Source organism: Geobacillus jurassicus NBRC 107829 (genome assembly GCF_001544315.1).
Taxonomy (GTDB): domain Bacteria; phylum Bacillota; class Bacilli; order Bacillales; family Anoxybacillaceae; genus Geobacillus; species Geobacillus jurassicus.
In genome coordinates, this window is record NZ_BCQG01000027.1 from 25,521 (window position 1) to 48,580 (window position 23,060).

The following is a 23,060-nucleotide window of genomic DNA, read 5'->3' on the forward strand; positions in this document are numbered from 1 at the left end:
CGGATTGTTTGGCCGTTGAGGTGATATGATGGTAGCATAGGGCGGGTTGAACCAAAGCCTGAGATTCTCCTTCACCTGACGTCACCCGGTCGGGTGGCGTTTTTCATTTGAGGTGATACCATGTACAAATTGCATGATGAGAATAAACCAAAGCACAAGAAAAAAGAACGCCTGACTAATCGGGTGCTTTTTTATTTGTTCATTTTTGCCCTTGTAGTGTAATGGATAGCACATCAGGTTTCTACCCTGAGAGTCCGGGTTCAAGTCCTGGCAAGGGCGCTGAAAAGCCAAAATAGCTGTGGATAACTCACGGGTCCTTCTGGCTCCCGGTCGGGGTGCGGGTCGTGCGAGCCCCGAAAAACGGCCAGCGACAGGGTGGCGGAGTCCATTTCCGTTTCCGGTCCGCCGTGTTCGACCGGATTGTCGTGAAAGGTGGTGAAACTCTTGTCAGAACAGGGGTTGAAAGGAAAAACAATTGAAGTATCGACCTCTGAGCTTGCGGAAATCTTCGGCTTGAGCGACCGGCGTATTCGTCAGCTGGAAAAAGAAGAGGCATTGGTGAAAATCAGCCGAGGAAAATATGACCTAAAAGCATCCGTCCAGCGGTACATCGCTTTTATCAAAGAACAGGCCGAAAAAACTGAGGAAGAGCTCGACCTCACGAAAGAAAAAACCCTTCTCACAAGAGCAAACCGCCAAAAGGTTGAGTTGGAACTGCAAATTATGCGCGGGGAGTTGCATCGATCCGAAGATGTCCGACGCGTGATGAATAATATGCTGTCGGCGTTTCGGGCGCGCGTACTGGCGATACCGAGCAAAACGGCCCCTCGCCTGTTAGCCCAAACAGACTTAGCTGTTGTGCAGGACATCATCAAAAAAGAGGTATATGAGGCCTTGCAAGAGCTATCCGAGTATGACCCGCACGTCTTTTATGCGCAGAGCAAGGACAAGTTAGCGATAGGCATGGATGAAACGGAGGAAGGCAGCGAGGAGGTTGGCGGGGACATAACAGAAAAGGAGAAGCGGCGCGATGGCCGTAAAAAGAAGGAAAAATGACACCGAGGGGCTATTTAGAGAAATTGCCCAAGTGGTCGCGCCTCCTCCGGAATTGACCGTCTCCGAATGGGCAGATTTATACCGCCGTTTGTCGTCGGAGTCATCAGCTGAGCCTGGACAGTGGAGAACGGATCGAGCTCCATACCAGCGTGAGATCATGGATGCCATCAACGATCCGGCCGTGGAAACGGTGGTGGTCATGACAAGTGCGCAGGTCGGGAAAACGGAGATTCTCCTCAACATCATCGGGTATCATATTGACTACGACCCGGCCCCGATCATGGTCATGCAACCGACGTTGCAGATGGCCCAGGCGTTCTCGAAAGACCGTCTTGCTCCGATGTTGCGCGATACACCAGCGCTTCGAGGGAAAGTGGCAGACGCCCGAAGCCGAGACAGCGGGAATACCGTTCTGCACAAGACGTTTCCCGGCGGACACATCACGATGGTCGGGGCGAACTCGCCGTCGGGATTGGCCAGCCGACCAATCCGGATCCTGTTGGCCGACGAGGTAGACCGTTTTCCAGCGAGCGCCGGCGCTGAAGGGGACCCGTTGACACTCGCGGAAAAACGAACGACCACCTTTTTCAATCGCAAAAAGGTCTATGTCAGCACGCCGACCATCAAGGGAGTAAGCCGCATCGAAGCGGCTTTTTTAGGTAGCAGCCAGGAAGAGTGGTGCTTGCCTTGCCCAACCTGCGGGAAGTATCAGCCGTTGACGTGGGCGCAGATCCGGTTTGACGACGTGACGATGGAGTGCATTCACTGCGGCGCGCGTCACGATGAGTTTGCTTGGAAGGCTGGCCAAGGCAAATGGGTCGCTAAGGCAAAAAACATTAAAGTCCGAGGATTTCATTTAAATGAGTTAGCTAGCCCATGGAAACGATGGTCGACGATCGTCCAGGAATTCAAAGAAGCGAAGGCCGGAGGGCCCGAACGGCTGAAAGCATGGGTAAATACGACTCTCGGCGAGGCATGGGAAGAACAAGGCGATGGCGTTGAATCCAATGACCTTGTTAATCGACGCGAGCGGTATAATTGTGAAGTCCCTGACGGCGTGTTGCTTCTGACAGCCGGCGTGGACGTACAGGATGACCGTCTTGAAATAGAAGTGGTTGGATGGGGTGTTGGAAAAGAGTCATGGGGTATTGAATATCGGGCAATCTACGGTGACCCGGGACAACCGGCTGTATGGCAGCAGCTTGACGAGTATCTCAGCCGGACATGGAAATATGCTGACGGCGTTGCGATTGGCATCGCTTGTACTTGCATCGACTCGGGAGGTCACTACACCACCGAGGTATATGACTTCGTGAAGCCTCGTGAGCACAGAAGAATATTCGCTATTAAGGGTCAAGGCGGCGAGGGCATTCCGATCGTGAGCCGCGCCAGCCGAACGAACCGGCGACGGGTTCCGTTATTCACAATCGGCGTTGACGCAGGAAAAGAATTGATTTTGTCACGCCTAAAAGTGCAGTTTCCGGGCGAGGCCGGCTATTGCCATTTTCCGATTGAACCGGAAAAGGGGTATGACCAACGGTATTTTGATGGTCTTACCTCAGAAAAAAGGGTCATTCGGTATCACAAGGGGCGACCGAAGCTAGAGTGGATCAAGCGCCCTGGCACAAGAAACGAGCCTCTTGACTGCCGGAACTATGCGACAGCTGCACTCGAAATCTTAAATCCGAATCTAGAAATGATCGCGCAATCTCAAAAAAAGGGAGACTATTTCAAGCAAAATAGCCCGATGACGAGCGGGATGAAGTCGCGACGCCGTCGACTCATCAGCAAGGGGATCAGTCTGTAAGGAAAGGGGGCATGGACGATGGGAGCATGGACCTTGCAAGAGGCACGACAGCATCTACAAGCATGGATGGACGCGGAGCTGGCCGTTTCAACAGGCCAGAGATACAGGATTGGTACGAGAGAACTGACTAGAGCCGATTTAGGTGAAATCGCAAAGCGCATACAGTTCTGGAGCAATGAAGTCACTCGGCTTGAGAAAGGGAGGGGGAGCGGTGCGCGTGTGCTGAGAGTCGTACCGCGTGACCTATGATCCAAAAGATGATTGATAAGGTCGTCGAAGTTGTCTCTCCAGAACGTGCACTTCGGCGCGAAGCAGCGAGGCGGACATTGAGGGTATTGAACTCGGGGTACGGCAATCACGGAGCCAGCCGGACGAAAAAGTCTCTGATCGGCTGGAACCATAAAGGTGGCAGCCCGGATGATGACATCACAGACAACCTAGAGGTGTTGCGCCAGCGCTCTCGCGACCTATATATGGGCGGTCCGTTGGCCACAGGGGCGCTAAAAACGTTGCGGACCAACGTAGTCGGGTACGGATTGCGTGTAAAACCACAGATTGACGCCGATTTTTTAGGAATGAGTGACGAAGAGGCGGATGAGTGGGAGCGGCACGTTGAGAGAGAGTTTCAGCTTTGGGCCGAGGACTGCGATGCCGGACGAATGCTCGATTTTTATGAGATGCAGGCGCTCGTTTTTCTGTCCATGCTGATGTCTGGTGATGTTTTCTGTACGATGCCGATGATCGAGAGGCCGGGGAACCCGTACGCACTAAAAATCGCTGTAATCGAAGCGGATCGGGTGTGTAATCCGCCGGGAGTGACCAGTCCGAATATTCGCGGCGGCATCGAGGTGGATCAGTTCGGAGCGCCGATTGCCTACTATATTGCGCAAAAGCACCCATTGGACAGCAAAAGTATGCAAAACAAGTGGGCGCGGGTGCCGGTGTTTGGTGAAAGAACCGGTCGGAGAAACGTGCTGCATCTCATGGAGTTTGAACGGCCAGGACAGCGGAGGGGTGTTCCAATTCTCGCTCCGGTCATTGAATCGCTGAAACAGCTGACTCGGTACAGTGAAGCCGAGCTGATGGCGGCAGTTGTGAGTGGGATGTTCACTGTATTCATCACCTCAAAAACGCCAGAGACGCCACTTGGCGAGGCAGTGCCGTTGGAGCAACAGGTTGATGTGACGGATGAAAATAGTTACGAGCTCGGCAACGGCGCGATCATAGCGCTAGGGGAAGGCGAAGATGTAAAAGAAGTGAATCCGGCGCGGCCGAACACGGCGTTTGATAGCTTTGTCATGTCGATGACCCGTCAAATCGGCGCGGCGCTTGAAATTCCTTATGAAGTGTTGGTTAAACACTTTACGGCCTCATATTCAGCCAGCCGAGCAGCGTTGTTGGAGGCATGGAAGATGTTCCGGATGCGTCGGTCGTGGTTGATTTCAAAGTTTTGCAAGCCGATATACAATGAGTTTTTATACGAGGCAGTGGCCAGAGGGCGCATTAACGCTCCTGGCTTTTTTGATGATCCGATTATCCGAGCGGCGTATTCAAACGCTGAGTGGTACGGACCATCGCAAGGTCAGATCGATCCTCTCAAAGAAGTGAACGCAGCAAAAATTCGCGTCCAGGAAGGTTTCTCCACGAGAGCGAGAGAGGCCACAGAATTGACGGGTTCAGACTTTGAGATGATTGTCCGCCAAAGAACGAAAGAAGAAAAGATGATGCGAGAAGGAGGTTTATTAACGAATGCCTCAGAAAACCAAGAAGTTTTGGGAGTTCCGGGCGTCGAAAACGAAGAATAGTGCCGAACTACTGTTATACGGTCGGATCGGCGATAGTAGTTGGTCGAGCGACGAGATCACTCCTAAGCAGTTTGCTGATGAGCTTAAAAGTCTCGGGGACATCTCAGAGCTGAGAGTCCGAATCAACAGCGACGGCGGAAATGTGTTCGCAGGTCAGGCCATTCACAGCTTGCTACGTAGCCATCAGGCGAAAGTGACCGTCTATATCGACGGGTTGGCGGCCAGCATCGCGTCTGTCATCGCCATGGCTGGCGATACAGTTGTGATGCCACGCAACGCCATGATGATGATTCATAATCCGTGGACGTTTGGATGGGGAAACGCGAACGATTTCCGTCGAATCGCCGATGATCTGGACAAAATCCGAGAATCGATTATCGCAGCATATCAAGAGAAATCAGGGATCGATCGCGACAAACTCATTGAATTGCTCAATGCAGAAACGTGGCTAACAGCGGAAGAGGCGCTGGAGCATGGTTTGATCGATGAGATTGACGAGAGAAAAACAGTCGCGGCATCTATGAAAGGAGGGATGCTGGTGATGAACGGATTGTCGTTCGATATAACAGGATTTAGAAACCCACCTAAGATTGACGCGACAGCTACAAGCAACACAGGAAAGGAGGTGAATCAACAAATGGAACTGACTGTAGAAATTTTAGCGAAACAGTATCCGGACATTTACAATGCTGTGAAGCAGGAAGGTTATAACGATGGCGTAAAAGCAGAACGGGAGCGTTTTAAGGCTCTGCAGGAGCTGGAAGCGCCGGGTTGTGAAGAGATTTTGAATCAAGCACGATACGAAACGGGCGAAACAGCGGAGCAGGTGGCCATCAAAATTGTCAACGTATTGAAGTCGTCAGGAGTCAATCGTTTGGCAGCGGCCATTCAAGATGCGGCTCCGGTCAACCAACTCGATTATCAGTCTGCGGCGCAAGTTAAGGATGATGAGAAAGACAGGGTCATCAGCACAATGGTACGAGTAGCAAATCAGAAAAGAGGTGTTAAGTAATGAGCGAAGTTTACATCCCGGACAACCTGTTTGCCGGCCACGTCATGCCGAAGGTGGATGATACTGTGACGGTAGCGGCAGGTCAAGGAGTATTAGCGCGCGGCACGTTGCTGGGAGTAGTGACGGCGACCGGCTTGGCAAAAGTCGTGTCGAAGGCGGCGACGGACGGCAGCGAGAAGGTATACGCAGTCCTAGCCGAAAATGCGGATACGACAAATGGAAATGTGCAAGCTACAGTTTACTTGACCGGCGAATTCAACGAAAACGCATTGACAGTCGCTGCCGGCGATACGGTTGCGGATCACAAAGCATCTGCGCGTGCCGTCGGCATTTTTATCAAGTCGGTTGTACGATAAGGAGGTAGCGAAGAATGGCGATTGATTTATACAGCACTCGTACGATGCTCGAAGCCGTGCGTCAGATGAAGCCGCCAAAAACATTCCTTAAAGATACGTTTTTCAACAATCAGCGTACATTTGATACCGAATATGTAGACGTTGACATTGTAAAGGGCCGGCGTCGCATGGCTCCGTTCGTCCATCCGCGTCGATCCGGGAAAGTCGTAGAGCGTGAAGGGTATCGGACCAATACGTATAAAGCGCCGTTGGTCAATCCGAAGATGCCGACGACGGCTGAGCATTTGCAAAAGCGCCTGGCAGGCGAGGCGTTATACTCTGGGGTTTCTCCGGACGAACGCGCAGCTGAACAATTAGGGCGGGATTTAGCTGAATTAGACGATATGATCACTCGTCGCGAGGAATGGATGTGCGCCCAAGCGTTGTTTACGGGTCAGATTCACATCAAAGGTGACGGCGTCGACGAAATCATTGACTTCGGCTTAACTAACCGTGAGGCTCTTGCGTCGGGAGCGAGGTGGAACGAGTCGACGGCCGACCCACTCGCCGACCTGAAACGCTGGCGATTGCAAGTCATTAAGGCGTCAGGGATTACTCCGGACATCGCGATCTTCTCGAGTGAGGTCGTGGATGAGTTTCTCAGAAACCAGCAAGTGCAAAAAATGCTCGATCTGCGTTTGGTAGAAACTGGGCAGATCGACCCGCAAGCACTGCCTAACGGAGCGACATACATTGGCCGCATCGCCGAGCTCGGACTCAATATCTACTCATACGACGAGTGGTATATCGATGACGATGGTGCAGAAAAGCCGATGGTGCCCGAGAAGACAGTGGCTATCGCCAGCAGCCGAGCGCGGTTCGATATGCTCTACGGAGCGTATATCGATATGGAGATGGGCACGTTGGATTTGCCACGTATTCCTCGTTCGTGGGTAGAAAAAGACCCGTCAACGCGCTGGGTACAGTTGATTTCGCGGCCATTGCCTGTTCCGCAACACATTGACAGCATCTATGTCGCAACGGTGCTGTAAGGAGGCGCATCGCATGTATCGGGCGATTTGGCGAGTGAAACATAACCATACGATTTATGAGCCTGGTGAGACGATCACCGGGCTTTCTGCTGATGCAGCAAAGGAATTGCTGCAATTAAAAGCGATAGAGATTATTCCTACGGCGCCGGGCGTGGAGTCAAAGGAGCAAGAGGCCGACGGGATGGCGGCGTTCAAGGCCACGCTGCACGCCATGAAGCGCACTGAATTATTTTCATACGCAAAAAAAGTCGGTGTTGATGTGGATCAAAAGATGAAAAACGCGGAAATCTGTGACATCCTCTTTGATGATGCGCAGAAAAACGGTGTGGATATCGAGGCGTTTGATGACCATTCGCTGGTGTTTTTCGCTGAAAAACTTGGTTATCATTTCGAGGAGCTGCCGGAGCGCCAGCAAGTCATTGAGATGATCGATGCGAGGTTAGGACATGAGTAATTTCAAAACATACGCCGAGCGAGAGGTATCGACATTCTTCAACGTCGACGAATTCGCTGAATATCACGACATTGACGGCCGGCAAGTGCTGGCGATCGTTGACCAAGACCAATTCGGCGAACGCCCGCGCGATCCAGTCGACTTATATCGCATCACAGACGGGATATATCAGGCGACCATAGTCGTGTATGTAAAGGCGAGTGACTATGAGAAGCCAGTGATCGGACAACAGATTTATATCGATGGTGATGATTATTACGTGACGGCGGTCGCTGAGGATGCTGGCGTATTGAAAATCACAGCAACAGCGAATGAAGGGTGATCTGTATGATTGAATTGAAAGTCGAACATATGGAACGGTTGGAAGCGGCGCTGTCGGAAACGCCTGAAAAAATCCCCAGAGCGGCCTCGCGAGCAATCAACCGGGCGGCTTATACTGCGCGAACAGAAGCGGCGAGAAAAGTTAGAGAAGAATACATCATCAAACACGGTGATGTCATCAACACCATTAAAATCTATCCGGCGAGCGAGTCTGATTTATCGGCGAGTGTAGTTTCAAGAGGGTCCGTTATCCCGCTCATTAAATTTCGGGTATCGCCCAAAAAACCGCAACCACGACGTAGGAAGCCGTTAACAGCTACGGTGAAAAGGGGAGAAGGCGGCCCGATTGCGCGTGCGTTTACAGCCCAGATGAGATCGTCGGGTTATATCGGCGTTTTTCAACGCGTCGGTAATCCTAGATTGCCTATTCGGCAGTTGTACGGCCCTTCTGTTCCTCAGATGATTGGCAGTCGGAATGTTTCTCAATGGGTGGAAGAAAGGGCGCAAGAAAAACTGGAAGAACGTTTAGATCACGAAATCAGCCGGGTTCTGGAGGAAGTTTAAATGTCTCATCTCATGACGAGCGTAGGATTGGTGGATGCGCTGACGGAGAGGATCGAGCAGTGGGTGTCGCAGTATAATCTACAGACCACGCATCAGGGGGTTCGCAAGGCGCCAGAGGTGCGACAACAATACTTGCCTCCAAAACGGCGTAAGGAAGATCAAGATGTGCCCGATTTCCCTCACGTCATCGTGCGATATGTGGGCGAGCGGGTGAAAGATGGGATTAACCGGGCACAAATCCATATCATTGCTGGAACGGTGTGTGATGACCCGCAAGTAGGCTTTAGGGATGTGCTGAATGTGCTGACACGCATCCGGAACGAGATGCTAAGACAGCCGGTGTTTGGGGCATATCAACTCAACGTCGAAGGATTGTCGATTGACATCCCCGAAGAGCAGTATGCTCCGGAGTGGGTCGGGTACATCACCGCAGAGTATATGATGCCGACTGTACAGAGCGAGGGAGGGATAATGTATGTCTAAGAAAAAAGAAGCGGAAAAAGAGGCGGTGGCGACGGCAGATAACATGGAAGATATGCAACCGTTGGTTTACATCGGACCATCGCTGCCAGGAGGATTATTGACGAGATACACGATTTTTTCGAACGGCATCCCGACGCATCTGCAAGGGTATTGTGAAAAGTGCCCGTCGTTGAAACAACTATTTGTCCCGCCGGAACGATTGGCGCTGGCTGAAAACAACTTAAAAGATCCGGCGTCTGCAGAATCGGTCTTTTACCGAGAGACGGTTGATTTTTTTAGAAAGGGGTAATTTAGATGGCGTATAAACACGGTATTAGCATCTCGGAGAATTCGACGAGCGTAAAATCTCCGGTGCAGGCATTGTCTGCGTTGACGGTAGCGATCGGAACAGCGCCAGTCAATTTAACGGAAGAGATGCCTGTAAACAGACCTGTTTTAGCATTCACGTTTAGCGAAGCGGCGCAAAAGCTAGGGTATAGTGATAGTTTTTCGAGTTTCACCCTCTGTGAAGTGATGGACACCCATTTTCGGTTGTATAACGTATCTCCGGTCGTTTTCATCAATGTTCTTGACCCGGCGAAGCACAAGACGGATGTATCGGACCAATCGGTGAATGTACAAAACAAACAAGCGGTCATCGATCGAGAAGGTGTGCTGTTATCCACGCTTGTAGTGAAAACAACAGCCGGAACTACGTTGACAAAAGGGAGGGACTACACGGCTTCGTTCGATAACCAGGGCCGAGTAGTCATCGCGGCTGTGGAAGGCGGACAGATTACATCGTCGGTCACATCTCTCCAAGTCTCATACTCATATCTGGACCCAACAAAAGTGACCGACGGTGATATTATCGGCGGGTATGATGCGACGACAGGAAAAACGACTGGTTTGGAGTTGTTGAACTCTGTATTCCCGACTCTCCAGCTCACCCCGTGTATCTTAGTTGTGCCTAAGTACAGCAAGAAGACATCGATCGCTGCTGTAATGCGCGCGAAAGTCAAAAGCATCAATGGTGTGTTTAAAGCTCGGGCGTATGTTGATTTAGATACGACGGCGGCCAACACGTATACTAAAGCGGTTGAATACAAGAACGCAAACTCGCTGATCGACGAGTATATGGATGTGTTTTGGGGAGACGTGAAGCTCGGCGATAAAGTGTATAACATGTCATCTCACGCAGCAGCGGTGGCTGCACAAGTGGATGAAGCGAACGGAGGCATCCCGTTTGTCTCGCCGTCGAACAAATCACTCGTCATGGATACCCTCGTGGCAAACGGGCAAGAGGTCTCGCTTGGCCAAGACCAGGCGGCATACCTGAACGCGAATGGCATCGTGACGGCGTTGAATTTTATTGGCGGATGGAAGCTCTGGGGCAACCGGACGAGCGTATACCCGTCCAATACCGACGTGAAAGATTCATTTATCCCTGTCCGTCGGATGTTCAATTGGATCGAAAACACTTTAATCCTGTCCTTCTGGGGCAATGTGGATGACCCGACAAACCCGCGGTTAATCGACCAGTTCGTCGACAGTGTAAATGTGTGGCTAAACGGATTGACAGCTATCGGCGCCCTGCTCGGCGGTCGCGTAGAGTTTCGCCAAGAAGAGAATCCGACAACCGATCTCTTGGCCGGGAAGGTGAAATTTCACTTATTCGTCACGCCGCCGACGCCGGCTGAAGAAATTGAGTTCATCGTTGAGTACGATGTGTCGTACTTAGACACGCTATTCGCATAATAAGGGGGTATATAGATGGCCAATCTCGTTCCTGAAAGACTCAATGACTTTCGCGTGTATAAGGATGGTGGGCACTTAGTCGGAGTGGCAGATCTCCAGCTCCCGTCGTTCGAGGCGATGACCGAAACTGTGCGAGGTGCAGGCATCGCCGGAGAGTATGAGTCGCCGAACATCGGTCATTTCCAATCGATGAAACTGACATTGAACTGGCGGATTCTGAATGAGAATTTTGCTTCCGTCATGGCGCCGGAGGTCATGTCTTTTGATTGCCGTGGCGCCAACCAAGTGTTGGACGCAGCGTCAGGCGTATACTCTCAAGTGCCGTGCCGGGTTTTTGTACGTGGGGTCCCAACGAAAAACGATCCAGGAAAAATGGAAAAAGGATCGCCGTATGACGGCAGTACAGAATTCGAGGTCTCATACATCAAGATCGACATCAATGGAAAAACGTTGGTGGAACTCGATAAATTGAACTATAAATACGTTGTGAACGGCACGGACTATCTCGCTGGCGTTCGCAAGGCACTAGGCATGTAAGGAGGGAAGACAAGTGCCGGAGGTAAAGCTAGCTAGGCCGATTGAAGTCAACGGCGAAAAGATTGATACGATTAAGTTGGATTTAGAGAAATTGACGGGTGCGGACATCTTAGCGATCGAGAAAGAATTGAGATTAAAACAAGTGTCTTTTAACATCCTTAGCCAAGAAACACAATTGGCAATCGCAGCTCGGGCAGCCGGGATGATTGCTGACGATCTGCAGAAGCTGCATTGGTCTGACTTCCTTGAAGTGACAGCCCAAGTGCAGCTTTTTTTAATCGATACGGAATCAGAGGGACAAAAGACATCCGAAAAATGACGTTGAGGCTCGCTATGGCTACGACAACATCAGTGGAATACTATCTCGGACAAACATTCAGTGAGATAGACGAATGGATTGATGTTGTCCACGAAATCCAAAAAGAAGAGGCAGAGAGGTGATGGCGTTGGCTAGAAAAGTGTTAGAAATGAGCTTTCATATCGCCGGTAGGCTGGGCAATAGTTTCACCAACGCTTTCGCCTCGGCCTCGGCTAAAGCAGAGAAACTGAAGCAGGAAGCAAAGGAACTCAAATCCAGCTTGCGAGCACTGGATAAGGAATATAAAAGCGGCAAGCTCTCGGCAGAGCAATACGCCGCAGCGCATCAAAAATTAGTTTCCCAGCTCGAAAAAGTGGCGCAGAAGCAACAAAAAGTAAAGGAACAGCTGCAAAAGCAGAAGCAGTTGATGCAGCAGTTTCAAGATACTCGAGGCAGGGTATCTAGCGCAGTTGCGGCGGCTCTCCCTATGGCGGCGGCATCAGCAGCCACGACAGCGGCGGCGTACTCCTCTATCCAAAAGGCTATGGACTTCGAGGCGCAGCTCTCATCGATCAAGGCTGTCACAGGACTCACGAGCCAAGAGATGGAGAAGATGCGTCAGCTGGCGCTTGAGACAGGCGCGAGCACGAAATACAGCGCGCTAGAGGCAGCGCAGGGGATTGAAGAATTATTAAAAGCAGGAATTTCTCCTGCGATCGTGCAAGCTGGCGGACTTAAAGCGGCACTGAGTTTAGCTACAGCCGGCGGGCTTGAGTTGTCGGAAGCGGCCGAGATCATGTCTGACTCATTACACGGTTTCAAGAAAGATGCGCTGACAGCGGCTCAGGTAGCAGATATCCTCGCAGGGGCGGCAAATGCGTCATCGTCCGATGTACACGAGTTGAAATATGCGCTGAGCGCGGTCGGTCCCGTAGCCGATGGTATCGGCGTCAGTTTTAAAGAAGTGAACGCGACGCTGGCAGCGTTCTCCAACAACATGCTAAAGGGAAGCGACGCCGGAACATCGCTAAAAACGTTCTTGGCTAACGTCCAACCAAAATCGGAGAAAGCAGCTGAACTATTTAGGAAATACGGACTGATCCTCAAGGATGGGACAAATATCCTGTTCGATGCAAATGGCCAGCTAAAAGACATGGCCGAGGTCGCGGAGATCTTGCATCAGAAATTCGGCAAGTTAACAGACCAAGAGCGCACCGATGCGTTTTTTGAGATGTTTGGCTCCGACTCCATCCGAGCAGCGACAATCCTGGCGAAAGAAGGCGCAGCCGGCATTAAGAAAATGTATGATGAGATGTCGAAAGTAACAGCGCTTGATGTCGCGAAAGAAAAGATGGATAACGCGGCGGGAGCGGTGGAACAACTCCGTGGCGCGTTTGAAACGTTGCAAATTATTGCGGCAGAGGGTACGCTCCCGGTAATTAAAAAAGTGGCACACGCAACAGCGGATATTTTCGAGAATAACACCGACCGCGCCGAAAAATTCGGGAAGCGGATAGGAAAGGCGCTTGACGACATCTTATCGCCGTTCACCGTGACCAAGCCAACATTTGACCCGCTGCGAGCAAAAATGGACCCGGACTATCTTGATGAATACCGATCGCAGTGGGAGAAATGGAACAAGTTCAAGGACATGGATTTAAGCGATAAAGTCATCTATGCCTTGGACGAAACAGCAACAAAAATCGAAGACTGGGTGAACGGCCCAGGTGGCAAGAAGTTTGAAGCGATTTTTGCAAAGCTGGCTGAAATCTCTGTGAATGCTTATGTCGGCGCATTGAAGGGGCTTTTAACTAGCGCGCTGAATCAACTCGGACAAGGGAACTTTGCTAGTGCAGCAGGGCTTGGGCTATTAGCAAACATTTTAACCGGTGGACTTTTAGCCAAAGGGGCGATATCTGCTGGTAAGTATGTATGGGACAAGCGTGGCGCGGCCGTCGAGGCAGCAAAGAAAATTAGGGGGAAAACGCCGCCGGATACCACTCCAACTCCGCCGCCCGCCCCGAAACAAGCGAACGCTCAAGCCCAAACGCAGACGCAACCGAAAAGCGCCGCGGCAAAAGTTGTACATCTTGGTGATTATACTAAATCAACCGGTGCGGCCGGCAAAGCGGCAGAACAAGCTGCGAAGTCGTCGGGCAAATTAGCTCGTGCTGGCGAGGCGCTCTCGAAGGCCGGGAAAGTGGCTGGGAAGCTGGCGCTGCCGATCAGTCTTGCCACGGAGGCGTACAGCATATATAAAGCGGAGGATAAGACAAAAGCGGCTGTGCAAGCGGCGGGCGGTCTAGCCGGGGGGTGGGCTGGTGCCAAAATCGGAGCGGCGCTCGGAACTGCTATCGCTCCGGGGATCGGCACGGCAATTGGTGGCGTGATCGGCAGTATCAGTGGGTATTTGCTGGGGAAATTTGCGGCTGGCCAGGCGACTGACGCGGCTAGGGCAGCGGCTCAATCGCCCGGGCCGGCATCAACCACGTCGTCTCAATCGACTGCTGACGCAAGCGGCATCAATCAACAGGCCGCATCCCTAATAGCGGCGATGGCGCAAGCGGAACAGAATTTTCGTTTGTTAACGATGTACGTCGGGCAAGCGACCGGCCGGATTGTCGGCGCAATTTTTCCGTTAGCACAGAACGCCCAGCTCGCCTCGACCAACATGTCGCTTTTGACGATGTATACAGGGCAGTCGATTTCCAGAATCGTTGGCGCTATCTTTCCATTAGCCCAAAATGCCCAGTTGGCATCGCATAACATGACGTTGTTGACGATGTACACCGGCCAGGCATCAGGGAAGATTGTCGGCGGCATTTTCCCTATCGCCACGCACGGGGCACAAGCCTCGAATAACATTTCACTATTGGCGATGTACGCAGGAAGAGCGAGCGGCTGGATAGCCTCCCTTTTTGGAGTGCAGTCCAGTGCTAACTTGGTCAAAACCAACCTGTCCTTGCTAGCCATGTACATTGGTAAGGCAAGCGGGTGGGTCGCTTCGATTTACGGTATCCAAACCAGCGCAGGAATGGCCAAAGGGAACATGTCGCTTTTGGCGTCCTATATAGGCAAAGCGAGCGGCTGGGTGGCATCGATTTACGGAATTCAGTCAGCTGCCGATGTGGTGAAGTCTGCACTGAATCGCTTGGCTGCCCGTATTGATTCCGTGCCGGCTCCAAGGTTTTCAGGCGGCGGAAGTGGAAGAGTAGAAAAACATGCGCGAGGCGGCATTTTCCGCAAAGCTCATGTAGGCATGGTCGCAGAGGCAGGAAAACCAGAGGCGATTATCCCGATTCGTCCCGGCGATCCTCGTTCGTTATCGTTATACGAGCAAACGGGGCGTATGTTAGGGCTTGGCCAAAAATCAAAAGAGCTTACAACAGCGTCTGTGCAGCAGATTCATATCACTTTTGCCCCTGTCATTCACGGTGCGGAAGCAAGGGAAATCGAGCCTGTTTTGAAGCGCGAGCGAATTAATTTTGAGTCGCAGATGAATTCGTTCTTTCGCAAAAAAGCGAGGGTGTCGTACACATGAAAACGTACACGACAAAAAAGGGAGATACTTGGAGTAAAATCGCATATGAACAATACGGCAGCGAGTATCTCATGACAGTATTGCTGGACTATAATCAGCGATATCGAGATATCGCTGTCTTTTCGCATGGGGTCACATTGCAAATCCCTGATATTGAGGGATTGGTGGATGAAACACCGTTCTGGATGAAAGAGGTTCCGGAAGAGGTTGAAGACACAGAAGCGGCCGTTGACGATCATGTAGAAGGTATGGAAGATGTGATGGAGGGCGGGGCATATGGCTAATGCTCGTCGGGCCTATCTAAGCTTGAAGTACAATAATCAGAAATTAGATGCCTATATACATCCGTTTTTAAAGGAATGGGTGATCACGGACAATTTGTCTGGAGCTGCTGATGATTTGGAAATTTTATTGGAAGATACACAAAGACTCTGGCGTGGTTCATGGATGCCGCCTCAAGGGGCGCTCCTCACCGCGTCTATTGTGCACCAGAACTGGTACGGTGACGGGAAAACACATACGAAAGTCATGGGGCTGTTCGAAATAGATGAAATCGGTCTAAAGCATAGGGAAGGGGTTCGCATCGCCGCCATCAGCATTCCTGAGTCCGGTAGTCTTCGCGGTCAGCAAAAAAGCCGATCCTGGGAAAAAACCAAGCTCAAAACGGTGTTTTCGGATATTGCCAAAGCAAATGGCATGAAATTGCAGTACAATTCCGATGAAAATCCAGACGTTGACCGGGTTGAGCAAGCGAGCGAACAAGACATCAAGTTTCTGATGCGGCTCTGCCAAGAAAACGGGCTGTCTCTAAAAATCTCAAATAAAACTATTGTGGTGATGGACGAGGCGAAATATGAGAAGGCAGCTGCCCAAGCGACCGTGCAGATGAGTGACCCGTATCTACTTGACTATGAGTTCATAAAAAGTTTGAATGGGCGATATCGAGCAGCAAAGGTGGAATATCGCGACCCATCGAAAAAGAAGACGATCCGATATACCTTTACGCCATCGAAAGCCCCAAAAGTCGGGCGGATTTTAGTGATCAACGAACAGGTGAAGAGTACGGCCGAGGCGATGAAGCTCGCAAAAAAGAGGTTGAGGGAAGCGAACAAGGACGCGGACACTGCGTCTTTTCTTTTTTCGGAAATCAAAAATTTTTTCTCCGGCATGACGATCAATGTAAAGGGGTTCGGCGGGTTTGACGGCAAGTACATCATCACTCAAACCCGTTTTGCAGGCGGGGAAAACGGGACTGTAACAGCAATCAATGCCAGGAAGTGCCTGGAGGGATACTGATGGATATTGTTAGAGTCGGGATTGTGTCCTCGGTGAATGCGGAGAAGTGCAGAGTCAGGGTGACCTTTGACGACCGGGATAATCTAGTGACGGCAGAGCTCCCCATCGTAGTCAGAGGGGCGATGAAAAATAAGGAGTACTGGATGCCGGATGTCGGAGAGCAGGTGCTCGTGTTGTTCTTGCCGAACTCCAATCACGAGGGTTTTGTATTAGGCGCACTATACAACGACGAAGACGTTCCGCCGGAAAAGGAAAAATATATGCGCACGATGCGATTTGAGGATGGAACTACGATCCGGTACAACACGAAAGCACGCACCCTTTCTGTCGAATGTAAGGGGCCGATCACTGTCAGGACAGACGGAAATGTGACAGTCATTGGCGATGTGATCGCGGACGGCGTGAGTCTCAAGAATCATACACATATTGGGGTAAACGGCGAAACATCTCCGCCAGTTAGGGGTGAGGCTGTTGGCGAAAATCGGTAGTTTTGCGGGCATCACATTTGAAGTGTCATCACAAAAAATACTGACGATGAATGAGATGGAGCGGCAAGGTGAGTCGAGGTGGCAGGAGCATGAAGTTATCAACAGAAAACCGGTCCCTGAATTCTTAGGGTCGGGCCTTGAACGAATCAAGATGACGGTGAAAGTCTCGTCCTTCCTTGGAGTCAATCCAGCCGACATCATCAAGAAGTTGCGGGCTGCTCGCGATGCTGGGACCTATTCTAAATTCATCATCGGAAACTCGCCAATCAGCACGTCGTACTGGGTCATATCAGAAATGAGGGAGATATATAGCGTCCGGGCGGCGAACGGCACACTGCTGTCAGCAGATCTCGAGCTCATACTCACTGAGTACCCAGAGCCGTATAAACCGGTCGTGAGCAAACCGAAGCCCCCTCCGCCTAAAGGTGGGGGATCATCAAAAAAGGGGCCGATTGGCAAAATCGTTGTACGGGTAGGGATGCTGAACCTTCGTTCGGGGCCAAGCCTCAAAGCTCGCATCGTTCGCGTATTGCGTAAGGGGCAATCGTATAAGGTGTACGGCACTGTAAAAACAGACATCACTTGGTACAGCCTGGGCGGAGGGACGTATGTTTCTGCCAATCCTAAATACGTCCGGTTCAAAAAGGTGTGATGGACATGGAGAGAATCAACTACGGAGCGACGGGAAGTGAGGAGATTATTCAAAACGTGCGATTTATTCTCTCGACGATCGTAGGGACGTGTGTGTTGGATATTCCTATGGGGATTAGTTTTGGTGTGGTGGATGCTCCTATCCAATTCGCGCAGGCTGCGATTACGGCTGAGGTAATTGAGAAAATCGAAAGATACGAACCTCGTGTATCGGTGGAGAGTGTGGAGTTTTCTGCTGATCCACTCGACGGGCGACTAATCCCGCGCGTAAAGGTGGTGATAAAGGAAAATGGCGAGATTTGGACTGCCTGACATCGATTTTGTGAACCGAGACCCTAGCGAAATCGAAGCGGAAATGGTCGCGAAATTCGAAGAAAAAACCGGGATCGTATTGGCGGAGGCGGACCCGCGTCGGAAGTTTCTACAAGCCATCGCTTACGCTTTCTCTTTAGGTTATAACCGAATTGATTACACAGCAAAGCAGAACTCCCTCGCTTATGCGGAGGATGACTACTTAGACCACATCGGCAGCCGAAAAGGGGTTCCGCGGCTTGGACCGAAGGCGGCAGAGTGTATCATGCGATATGAATTGAACCCTATTCGGAACATGGTCATTCCGAAGGGGCATCGGGTAGCGTACGGCAACGAGGTGTTTTTTGCGACCGTTGAAGAAACGGTCGTTCCCGAAGGCACACAATACGTGGATGTGAAAGTGCAGTGCACGGAAGCAGGGCCGGTCGGGAATGGGTTTTTGATTGGACAAATTACCAACATTGTTGACCCCATCCCGTTTGTGTCGAAAGTATACAACATTACGGAGACGAGCGGGGGTACGGACTGGGAAGATGATGACTCGTACGCCGAGCGTATCCAACAATCACCAGAAAGGTACAGCACGGCAGGGCCAGAGGGGGCATATATCTTTTACGCGCAGACGGCCGACCAACGGATTGTGGACGTGTCTGTCGATTCACCGTCCGACGGCGTAGTTGAGATCGTTGTTTTACTTCAAAACGGCGAGCTGCCGGATCAAACAGTTCTGGACCGCGTGCTAGAAATCTGCAACGATAAAACAATCCGACCGCTGACGGATCGAGTAATCGTGCGTGCGCCGGAGGTTGTGTCGTATGACATCTCTATGACGTACTACGTACCACGCAGCAAGGCGAGCGTTTTAGCCGATATTCAAAAGCAAGTGCAAAAGGCGGCGGATGAATATATTGTGTGGCAAAAAAGCAAATTGGGTAGATGGGTAGACCCAAGCGAATTGATCGCCCGGGTAAAAGCGGCTGGAGCATCAAGGTGTTTTGTGCAATCACCGGCAAGCTTTATTGAAGTATCTAAGGCGCAAGTGGCGAAGGAAAGCAATGTGTCTCTGACGTTTGGAGGGCTAGTTGATGATTAAACTGGATGAGTTGCGTCTGGCCGATATCTTGCCCGATAGCTTGAAAAAGGACGAAGTGACTGTCGCCCTTGCAGAAGCGATTGAACATGAATTTCAGCTTTTTTTGCAACAGATCGACATCCTCAATCCGGCGGCAGCGCCGCCGTCATTCGCGCTGGATATGGTTGCGTACGAAGAACACGTCGATTTTTATGATCCAGCTTTGCCTGAGCAACAAAAACGGGCGTTGATTGCAAATGCAGAGTTGGTGCATAGACGGAAGGGGACGGCCTGGGCGGTTGAGGAAGTCGCGTCGATCTTCTTCAAAAACGCACGGCTGCGGGAGTGGTTCGAATATGACGGACAGCCCTACCACTTCAAGATTGAAACGGACGAGGATTTTAAAAACGAGAGTGACATCCCAGTTTTACTGCGGCTCCTATACGCCAATAAGCGAAAAAGCACAAGATTGGATGCCATCTGGTTCCGCAGGAGCGAGGGTACGTACTTTAAGATCGTTCATACGGATCGTATACGTATTAAGCCAGTCATGTCTTTTCGGACAGGGATAGCAATGCCAGGCGGATCATCGCAGACGCGGGCAAGGGTTTTGCCGGCATCGGCGGATGGAGTAGCCACTCCTTATTTTACTGGTGAGATTTATCCTGGACGGCTAAACAACGACACGAAAACGGGCGCTAGAACAGCGTCTTTTTTAATGCTGTCGCAACAATATGCCAATGGATATAGCACGTACCATTATTCGCCGATGCCTCTTGGCAATGCGACGGCAGAAAAAAACACAGGTGCATCTATCGTCTTGCCACGGACCAAAAACGGGGCGTCCACTGTCGCGTTTTGTGGCAAAACCTACGCAGGGAAAAGGTGGTGATGGTGATGTTGACGACACAGGCATTGCAAAAAATTGCGAGTGTGATCGACCAAAATTGCGTCTCGGCTGACTATACCGTAGACGGGAGAGTATATCAGGGGAAAATTCGCAGGTCGATCATTTCTGGTACAAGCGTCATCAAGCATGTCTATTTAACGACCAAGGATCCAGTTGGGAGAGTGACGAAGGTGCGACTCCTTGATGCGAGCGGGAATGTTTTTGCGGAACTGACGACCGATAAAATACACGAGAAAAACAAGGGGCGTTTATTCGAATTTAAATTTACAGTGCAGGAGGGATGATAAATGGCTGACATCCATCGCAGTCGGACATACGAGGCGACCGTCTGGGAAGACCGTGTGCTTGATGAAGCGACTGGGCAGGTCATCGTCGAAGGCACGCCGGTCGACGAGGAGAACATGAACAACATCGAGGCTGGCATCTTGCTGGCGCACTATGACATTGGCGTTTTAGCAGAGTTTCTAGCGCAGCAGGCTCGATTAAACAATCTTGAAATTCAGAAGTATAAAAGTCAACGTTTGCTGCAAGGGCAGGCAACGATCACCGGGACGTCCTCTAACGGCTATTTCCGAGATTCCGATCCTTTTGTCCAGGTAAGTCTGACGGGATTTGCGCAAATTAACGCGCCGAACTACGACGTGATCGTGACGCCGATCAGCGGCGATGCGGGCCTTGCCGGAAGATTGGAGGTATACGACAAGACTCAAAATGGATTCAAGGTGAGAATGACCGGTAGCGCGCAATCGGTCACTTTTTTATGGACTTTAATCAATCCTGCAGTCTAAGGAGGAGATAAAATGATTATCACTGAAATCAATCAAGGACCAAAAGCGGAATATTCGCTACAGGGAAAAGTGTTGACGATTGGAGGACAGGTATCTATCGATTTGCAGGAAAGACAGTCTGATGTACAAAAGGTTATCGATATTTGCCTAGACAATCAGCTGCAAACCATGCGTGAAGGCATCGGCGCTTGGTATGTAGCTACAATCATTATCCCTCCGAAACAACGCGAGCTGGTTCCTAGCGGCGAAGTTGACGAAGAAGGAAACGACATCTATATCGAGCGCGATCGTGAGCTTGACATTAATAAAGTTGAACTCCGATTGTGGGCTCTGCCTGCCGGTTATGGCCAAAACGAATCTACAGAACAAGGAGTGACTGAATAATGCCATTTGTACTTTCGATCAAGGATACTTATCGACAAGCCGTGGAATCCGCAACTGGCGGCAAAAACACTGTTATGTATGATGACAAAGGTAATCCGTCTATCATGGTTTGCATTCCTAAATTCAACTTATCAGATGTCATCAACGGGGCGCCTAACGTTCCGCATCCGGCGTTTGTCGTTAATGGTGTTGTAAAAAGCGAAATTTGGATTTCAAAATATCAAAATATCGTGCATGACGGACGCGCATACTCTATTCCTTTCCAAGATCCGAAGACATATGTCACATATGACCAAGCAAAGAGCTACTGTTCGGCAAAAGGTCCAGGGTGGCATCTTATGACGAATGCCGAGTGGGCCGCGATTGCTTTGTGGTGCAAAAAGAACGGGTTTATGCCTCGAGGCAATAACAACTTTGGAAAAGACCATTCAGCAACGCATGAGCGCGGAAAAGTAACTTACACGTATAACGATAACGGAACAACGAGAGAAGGGCGCGTTGCTACTGGATCAGGTCCTGCCAGCTGGTCGCACGATGGAACGAATGAAGGTATTTTCGACCTCAACGGGAACGTATGGGAATGGGTCGATGGTTTGAAACTGATTGACGGAAAGATCTATGTCCATCAGGACAATAACTACAACACACCGGAAGGACCAAGAAAAGTTGACGGCTGGGTCGACACGGGTGTGTATTTCGACAACACGACGCCCGGAGATGCAAACGAAACAAATCATGATGTCGGCGGCGATCCTGTGCTTGGAGCTGAAAGAACAAATCCGATGTTTACAACTAACCCAAGTTCAGACGCTTACTATGGAACCAGCAGCGTAGCTTTTGAAGCATTGACTGCTAAATCAGGTTTTACGGTTCCGGATTTATTAAAACACTTAGCAATTGCGCCGATTGATGCAAATCATGGAGGCGATGCTTTATACGTACGTAACTACGGTGAGCGTGTTGCGCTTCGCGGCGGCCGCTGGGACCATGGCGCGGGTGCTGGCGTCTTCGCGTTGCTCCTGAGCCGCGCTCGTTCGGACTCGTCTCCTGACTTCGGCTTTCGCTCCGCGTACATCGCGCCGTAATCTGGAATCTGAAATCTGATAATCTGTAAGGACCAGCGGTAGCTGGTCCTCGCATTTTGAAAGGTGATTTCAATGGCAAATAAAGAAGATTTAAAAGTGCTTCAAAAATGCTACGACATGATCATGTATGGATATATTGCTCTTCGGCAGTATCCGAAATCAGAAAAGCATACGCTTGCAGCTGAAACCAAACGATCAATGTATGAATTGCTGAGACTTATTATTCGAGCGAACAAACGATACTACAAAAAGACCACACTTCAAGATATTGATATCGAGCTAGATAACTTGAGATATCTGGTTCGGCTAGGCAACGGGCTTGGATTTTTGCCTTTCAAAAAATATGAAAATTGGTCACGGCTGCTCGATGAATTAGGAAGAATGATCGGCGGCTGGATGAAATCGACCAAACAATAGTACATATTGGGGAACGGGCCATATTTGTGAGCGTATTGCGCTTCGCGGCGGCAACTGGGACAATGGCGCGAGTGCTGGCGTCTTCGCGTTGAACCTGAACAACGCTCGTTCGAACTCGTCTCCTGACATCGGCTTTCGCTCCGCGGTTCTCCTCGCCCGAAACTTCAAGCGCATTGCGCTTGTTGGCAGCGCGAAGGAAAACGGGTCCGTTTCCCTGCCCTCTTCAAATGGCTATTATGGGCAAAAAAATGAATTGCTGGCGAATCAGTTAGTAGGTTTCTGCTCCGAAGGGTGATACAGTCAGCTAGTAAAACATATTTTGGAGAGGATTACGATACGATGAAACGGTTAGGAAATTTATACGCGCAAATCATCGACTACGAAAACCTGTGGAATGCTTACCTGAACGCCAGGAAGAACAAGAGATTTCGTGGTGATGTGCTGGAGTTTACACACAATGTAGAGGAGAATCTCATTCAGATACAAAACGAACTAATCCATAAAACATACAAAGTCGGCAAGTACCGCGAATTCTACGTATATGATCCTAAGAAACGGTTGATTATGGCTCTGCCTTTTAAAGACAGAGTTGTTCAATGGGCCATTTATCGTATCATAGAACCTATTCTCGATAAACAGTTTATTTACGATTCCG

The 23,060-nt window shown here is 50.6% G+C and carries 28 protein-coding genes, 1 tRNA gene and 1 pseudogene; all 30 read left to right on the top strand.

Features of this window, described 5'->3' with window-relative positions; all coding sequences use genetic code 11:
* The first annotated feature begins 207 nt into the window (after positions 1–207).
* A tRNA-Arg gene (locus tag GJ1_RS09490) sits at positions 208–279 on the top strand.
* Positions 280–459: 180 nt separating this feature from the next.
* Positions 460–1,056 carry a hypothetical protein gene (locus GJ1_RS09495; protein WP_066231590.1) on the top strand — a complete coding sequence of 199 codons (597 nt, stop codon included), beginning with the start codon at positions 460–462 and terminating at the stop codon, positions 1,054–1,056.
* Positions 1,031–2,863 carry a phage terminase large subunit family protein gene (locus GJ1_RS09500; RefSeq protein WP_066231506.1) on the top strand — a complete coding sequence of 611 codons (1,833 nt, stop codon included), beginning with the start codon at positions 1,031–1,033 and terminating at the stop codon, positions 2,861–2,863. Before GJ1_RS09495 ends, GJ1_RS09500 begins: the two co-directional genes overlap by 26 nt.
* A 66-nt stretch (positions 2,864–2,929) precedes the next feature.
* Positions 2,930–3,112: a DUF6148 family protein gene (locus tag GJ1_RS19045; protein ID WP_242662782.1), complete on the top strand. Its 183-nt coding sequence runs from the start codon at positions 2,930–2,932 to the stop codon at positions 3,110–3,112.
* Positions 3,109–4,668, top strand: coding sequence for a phage portal protein (locus GJ1_RS09510; RefSeq protein WP_245629369.1), 1,560 nt, complete (start codon positions 3,109–3,111; stop codon positions 4,666–4,668). The genes GJ1_RS19045 and GJ1_RS09510 overlap by 4 nt, the downstream gene beginning before the upstream one ends.
* Positions 4,613–5,680 carry a head maturation protease, ClpP-related gene (locus GJ1_RS09515; protein ID WP_066231510.1) on the top strand — a complete coding sequence of 356 codons (1,068 nt, stop codon included), beginning with the start codon at positions 4,613–4,615 and terminating at the stop codon, positions 5,678–5,680. Before GJ1_RS09510 ends, GJ1_RS09515 begins: the two co-directional genes overlap by 56 nt.
* Entirely contained in the window at positions 5,680–6,036 is a 357-nt protein-coding gene (locus tag GJ1_RS09520) for a head decoration protein (RefSeq protein WP_066231514.1), read from the top strand. Before GJ1_RS09515 ends, GJ1_RS09520 begins: the two co-directional genes overlap by 1 nt.
* Before the next feature lie 14 nt (positions 6,037–6,050).
* On the top strand, positions 6,051–7,067 hold the full coding sequence (locus GJ1_RS09525) for a major capsid protein (protein WP_066231516.1): 1,017 nt from the start codon (positions 6,051–6,053) through the stop codon (positions 7,065–7,067).
* A gap of 13 nt (positions 7,068–7,080) precedes the next feature.
* On the top strand, positions 7,081–7,521 hold the full coding sequence (locus GJ1_RS09530; protein ID WP_066231518.1) for a hypothetical protein: 441 nt from the start codon (positions 7,081–7,083) through the stop codon (positions 7,519–7,521).
* Positions 7,514–7,843, top strand: coding sequence for a hypothetical protein (locus GJ1_RS09535; RefSeq protein WP_066231520.1), 330 nt, complete (start codon positions 7,514–7,516; stop codon positions 7,841–7,843). The genes GJ1_RS09530 and GJ1_RS09535 overlap by 8 nt, the downstream gene beginning before the upstream one ends.
* 5 nt (positions 7,844–7,848) lie before the next feature.
* Positions 7,849–8,406, top strand: a complete 558-nt coding sequence (locus tag GJ1_RS09540; RefSeq protein ID WP_066231524.1) for a phage tail protein — start codon at positions 7,849–7,851, stop codon at positions 8,404–8,406.
* A complete protein-coding gene (locus tag GJ1_RS09545; protein WP_066231526.1) occupies positions 8,407–8,889 on the top strand; it encodes a hypothetical protein in 483 nt (160 codons plus the stop codon).
* Positions 8,882–9,178, top strand: a complete 297-nt coding sequence (locus GJ1_RS09550) for a hypothetical protein (protein WP_066231529.1) — start codon at positions 8,882–8,884, stop codon at positions 9,176–9,178. Before GJ1_RS09545 ends, GJ1_RS09550 begins: the two co-directional genes overlap by 8 nt.
* A gap of 5 nt (positions 9,179–9,183) precedes the next feature.
* Positions 9,184–10,626 carry a phage tail sheath family protein gene (locus tag GJ1_RS09555; RefSeq protein WP_066231532.1) on the top strand — a complete coding sequence of 481 codons (1,443 nt, stop codon included), beginning with the start codon at positions 9,184–9,186 and terminating at the stop codon, positions 10,624–10,626.
* 15 nt (positions 10,627–10,641) lie between these two features.
* Positions 10,642–11,163 (top strand): phage major tail tube protein, encoded by a 522-nt coding sequence (locus GJ1_RS09560; protein WP_066231536.1) that lies wholly within the window; start codon positions 10,642–10,644, stop codon positions 11,161–11,163.
* Between the two features lie 13 nt (positions 11,164–11,176).
* On the top strand, positions 11,177–11,482 hold the full coding sequence (locus GJ1_RS09565) for a phage tail assembly protein (protein WP_066231539.1): 306 nt from the start codon (positions 11,177–11,179) through the stop codon (positions 11,480–11,482).
* A 121-nt stretch (positions 11,483–11,603) separates the two neighbouring features.
* On the top strand, positions 11,604–15,002 hold the full coding sequence (locus GJ1_RS09570; RefSeq protein WP_066231542.1) for a phage tail tape measure protein: 3,399 nt from the start codon (positions 11,604–11,606) through the stop codon (positions 15,000–15,002).
* On the top strand, positions 14,999–15,286 hold the full coding sequence (locus tag GJ1_RS09575; RefSeq protein ID WP_066231544.1) for a tail protein X: 288 nt from the start codon (positions 14,999–15,001) through the stop codon (positions 15,284–15,286). The genes GJ1_RS09570 and GJ1_RS09575 overlap by 4 nt, the downstream gene beginning before the upstream one ends.
* On the top strand, positions 15,279–16,298 hold the full coding sequence (locus GJ1_RS09580; RefSeq protein WP_066231546.1) for a phage late control D family protein: 1,020 nt from the start codon (positions 15,279–15,281) through the stop codon (positions 16,296–16,298). The genes GJ1_RS09575 and GJ1_RS09580 overlap by 8 nt, the downstream gene beginning before the upstream one ends.
* Entirely contained in the window at positions 16,298–16,786 is a 489-nt protein-coding gene (locus GJ1_RS09585; RefSeq protein WP_066231549.1) for a phage baseplate assembly protein V, read from the top strand. The genes GJ1_RS09580 and GJ1_RS09585 overlap by 1 nt, the downstream gene beginning before the upstream one ends.
* On the top strand, positions 16,770–17,438 hold the full coding sequence (locus GJ1_RS09590) for a phage tail protein (RefSeq protein ID WP_066231553.1): 669 nt from the start codon (positions 16,770–16,772) through the stop codon (positions 17,436–17,438). The genes GJ1_RS09585 and GJ1_RS09590 overlap by 17 nt, the downstream gene beginning before the upstream one ends.
* Positions 17,439–17,443: 5 nt before the next feature.
* On the top strand, positions 17,444–17,749 hold the full coding sequence (locus GJ1_RS09595) for a GPW/gp25 family protein (RefSeq protein WP_066231556.1): 306 nt from the start codon (positions 17,444–17,446) through the stop codon (positions 17,747–17,749).
* Positions 17,727–18,842, top strand: a complete 1,116-nt coding sequence (locus tag GJ1_RS09600) for a baseplate assembly protein (protein ID WP_066231559.1) — start codon at positions 17,727–17,729, stop codon at positions 18,840–18,842. The genes GJ1_RS09595 and GJ1_RS09600 overlap by 23 nt, the downstream gene beginning before the upstream one ends.
* Positions 18,835–19,713: a phage tail protein I gene (locus GJ1_RS09605; protein WP_066231562.1), complete on the top strand. Its 879-nt coding sequence runs from the start codon at positions 18,835–18,837 to the stop codon at positions 19,711–19,713. The genes GJ1_RS09600 and GJ1_RS09605 overlap by 8 nt, the downstream gene beginning before the upstream one ends.
* Before the next feature lie 5 nt (positions 19,714–19,718).
* Positions 19,719–20,015, top strand: coding sequence for a hemolysin (locus tag GJ1_RS09610; protein WP_066231565.1), 297 nt, complete (start codon positions 19,719–19,721; stop codon positions 20,013–20,015).
* A 3-nt stretch (positions 20,016–20,018) separates the two neighbouring features.
* Complete coding sequence (locus tag GJ1_RS09615) at positions 20,019–20,519, top strand: signal transduction protein (RefSeq protein WP_066231567.1); 501 nt, start codon at positions 20,019–20,021, stop codon at positions 20,517–20,519.
* Positions 20,520–20,531: 12 nt separating this feature from the next.
* Positions 20,532–20,903, top strand: a complete 372-nt coding sequence (locus GJ1_RS09620) for an AAA family ATPase (RefSeq protein ID WP_066231570.1) — start codon at positions 20,532–20,534, stop codon at positions 20,901–20,903.
* A complete protein-coding gene (locus GJ1_RS09625) occupies positions 20,903–21,988 on the top strand; it encodes an SUMF1/EgtB/PvdO family nonheme iron enzyme (protein ID WP_066231574.1) in 1,086 nt (361 codons plus the stop codon). Before GJ1_RS09620 ends, GJ1_RS09625 begins: the two co-directional genes overlap by 1 nt.
* 72 nt (positions 21,989–22,060) lie before the next feature.
* Complete coding sequence (gene avd, locus GJ1_RS09630; RefSeq protein WP_066231577.1) at positions 22,061–22,405, top strand: diversity-generating retroelement protein Avd; 345 nt, start codon at positions 22,061–22,063, stop codon at positions 22,403–22,405.
* A gap of 339 nt (positions 22,406–22,744) precedes the next feature.
* A pseudogene (locus tag GJ1_RS09635) lies at positions 22,745–23,060 on the top strand (RNA-dependent DNA polymerase); the annotation flags it as partial.

Bases quoted from the DNA above. Each gene is read 5' to 3' on its own strand.
- GJ1_RS19045 (WP_242662782.1), top strand. From the start codon at position 2,930: ATGGACGCGGAGCTGGCCGTTTCAACAGGCCAGAGATACAGGATTGGT.
- GJ1_RS09595 (WP_066231556.1), top strand. From the start codon at position 17,444: ATGGAGAGAATCAACTACGGAGCGACGGGAAGTGAGGAGATTATTCAA.
- GJ1_RS09570 (WP_066231542.1), top strand. From the start codon at position 11,604: ATGGCGTTGGCTAGAAAAGTGTTAGAAATGAGCTTTCATATCGCCGGT.
- GJ1_RS09540 (WP_066231524.1), top strand. From the start codon at position 7,849: ATGATTGAATTGAAAGTCGAACATATGGAACGGTTGGAAGCGGCGCTG.
- GJ1_RS09605 (WP_066231562.1), top strand. From the start codon at position 18,835: ATGATTAAACTGGATGAGTTGCGTCTGGCCGATATCTTGCCCGATAGC.
- GJ1_RS09580 (WP_066231546.1), top strand. From the start codon at position 15,279: ATGGCTAATGCTCGTCGGGCCTATCTAAGCTTGAAGTACAATAATCAG.
- GJ1_RS09500 (WP_066231506.1), top strand. From the start codon at position 1,031: ATGGCCGTAAAAAGAAGGAAAAATGACACCGAGGGGCTATTTAGAGAA.
- GJ1_RS09620 (WP_066231570.1), top strand. From the start codon at position 20,532: ATGATTATCACTGAAATCAATCAAGGACCAAAAGCGGAATATTCGCTA.
- GJ1_RS09610 (WP_066231565.1), top strand. From the start codon at position 19,719: ATGTTGACGACACAGGCATTGCAAAAAATTGCGAGTGTGATCGACCAA.
- GJ1_RS09585 (WP_066231549.1), top strand. From the start codon at position 16,298: ATGGATATTGTTAGAGTCGGGATTGTGTCCTCGGTGAATGCGGAGAAG.
- GJ1_RS09530 (WP_066231518.1), top strand. From the start codon at position 7,081: ATGTATCGGGCGATTTGGCGAGTGAAACATAACCATACGATTTATGAG.
- GJ1_RS09615 (WP_066231567.1), top strand. From the start codon at position 20,019: ATGGCTGACATCCATCGCAGTCGGACATACGAGGCGACCGTCTGGGAA.
- GJ1_RS09550 (WP_066231529.1), top strand. From the start codon at position 8,882: ATGTCTAAGAAAAAAGAAGCGGAAAAAGAGGCGGTGGCGACGGCAGAT.
- GJ1_RS09560 (WP_066231536.1), top strand. From the start codon at position 10,642: ATGGCCAATCTCGTTCCTGAAAGACTCAATGACTTTCGCGTGTATAAG.
- avd (WP_066231577.1), top strand. From the start codon at position 22,061: ATGGCAAATAAAGAAGATTTAAAAGTGCTTCAAAAATGCTACGACATG.
- GJ1_RS09575 (WP_066231544.1), top strand. From the start codon at position 14,999: ATGAAAACGTACACGACAAAAAAGGGAGATACTTGGAGTAAAATCGCA.
- GJ1_RS09555 (WP_066231532.1), top strand. From the start codon at position 9,184: ATGGCGTATAAACACGGTATTAGCATCTCGGAGAATTCGACGAGCGTA.
- GJ1_RS09520 (WP_066231514.1), top strand. From the start codon at position 5,680: ATGAGCGAAGTTTACATCCCGGACAACCTGTTTGCCGGCCACGTCATG.
- GJ1_RS09515 (WP_066231510.1), top strand. From the start codon at position 4,613: ATGCCTCAGAAAACCAAGAAGTTTTGGGAGTTCCGGGCGTCGAAAACG.
- GJ1_RS09510 (WP_245629369.1), top strand. From the start codon at position 3,109: ATGATCCAAAAGATGATTGATAAGGTCGTCGAAGTTGTCTCTCCAGAA.
- GJ1_RS09545 (WP_066231526.1), top strand. From the start codon at position 8,407: ATGTCTCATCTCATGACGAGCGTAGGATTGGTGGATGCGCTGACGGAG.
- GJ1_RS09625 (WP_066231574.1), top strand. From the start codon at position 20,903: ATGCCATTTGTACTTTCGATCAAGGATACTTATCGACAAGCCGTGGAA.
- GJ1_RS09535 (WP_066231520.1), top strand. From the start codon at position 7,514: ATGAGTAATTTCAAAACATACGCCGAGCGAGAGGTATCGACATTCTTC.
- GJ1_RS09600 (WP_066231559.1), top strand. From the start codon at position 17,727: ATGGCGAGATTTGGACTGCCTGACATCGATTTTGTGAACCGAGACCCT.
- GJ1_RS09525 (WP_066231516.1), top strand. From the start codon at position 6,051: ATGGCGATTGATTTATACAGCACTCGTACGATGCTCGAAGCCGTGCGT.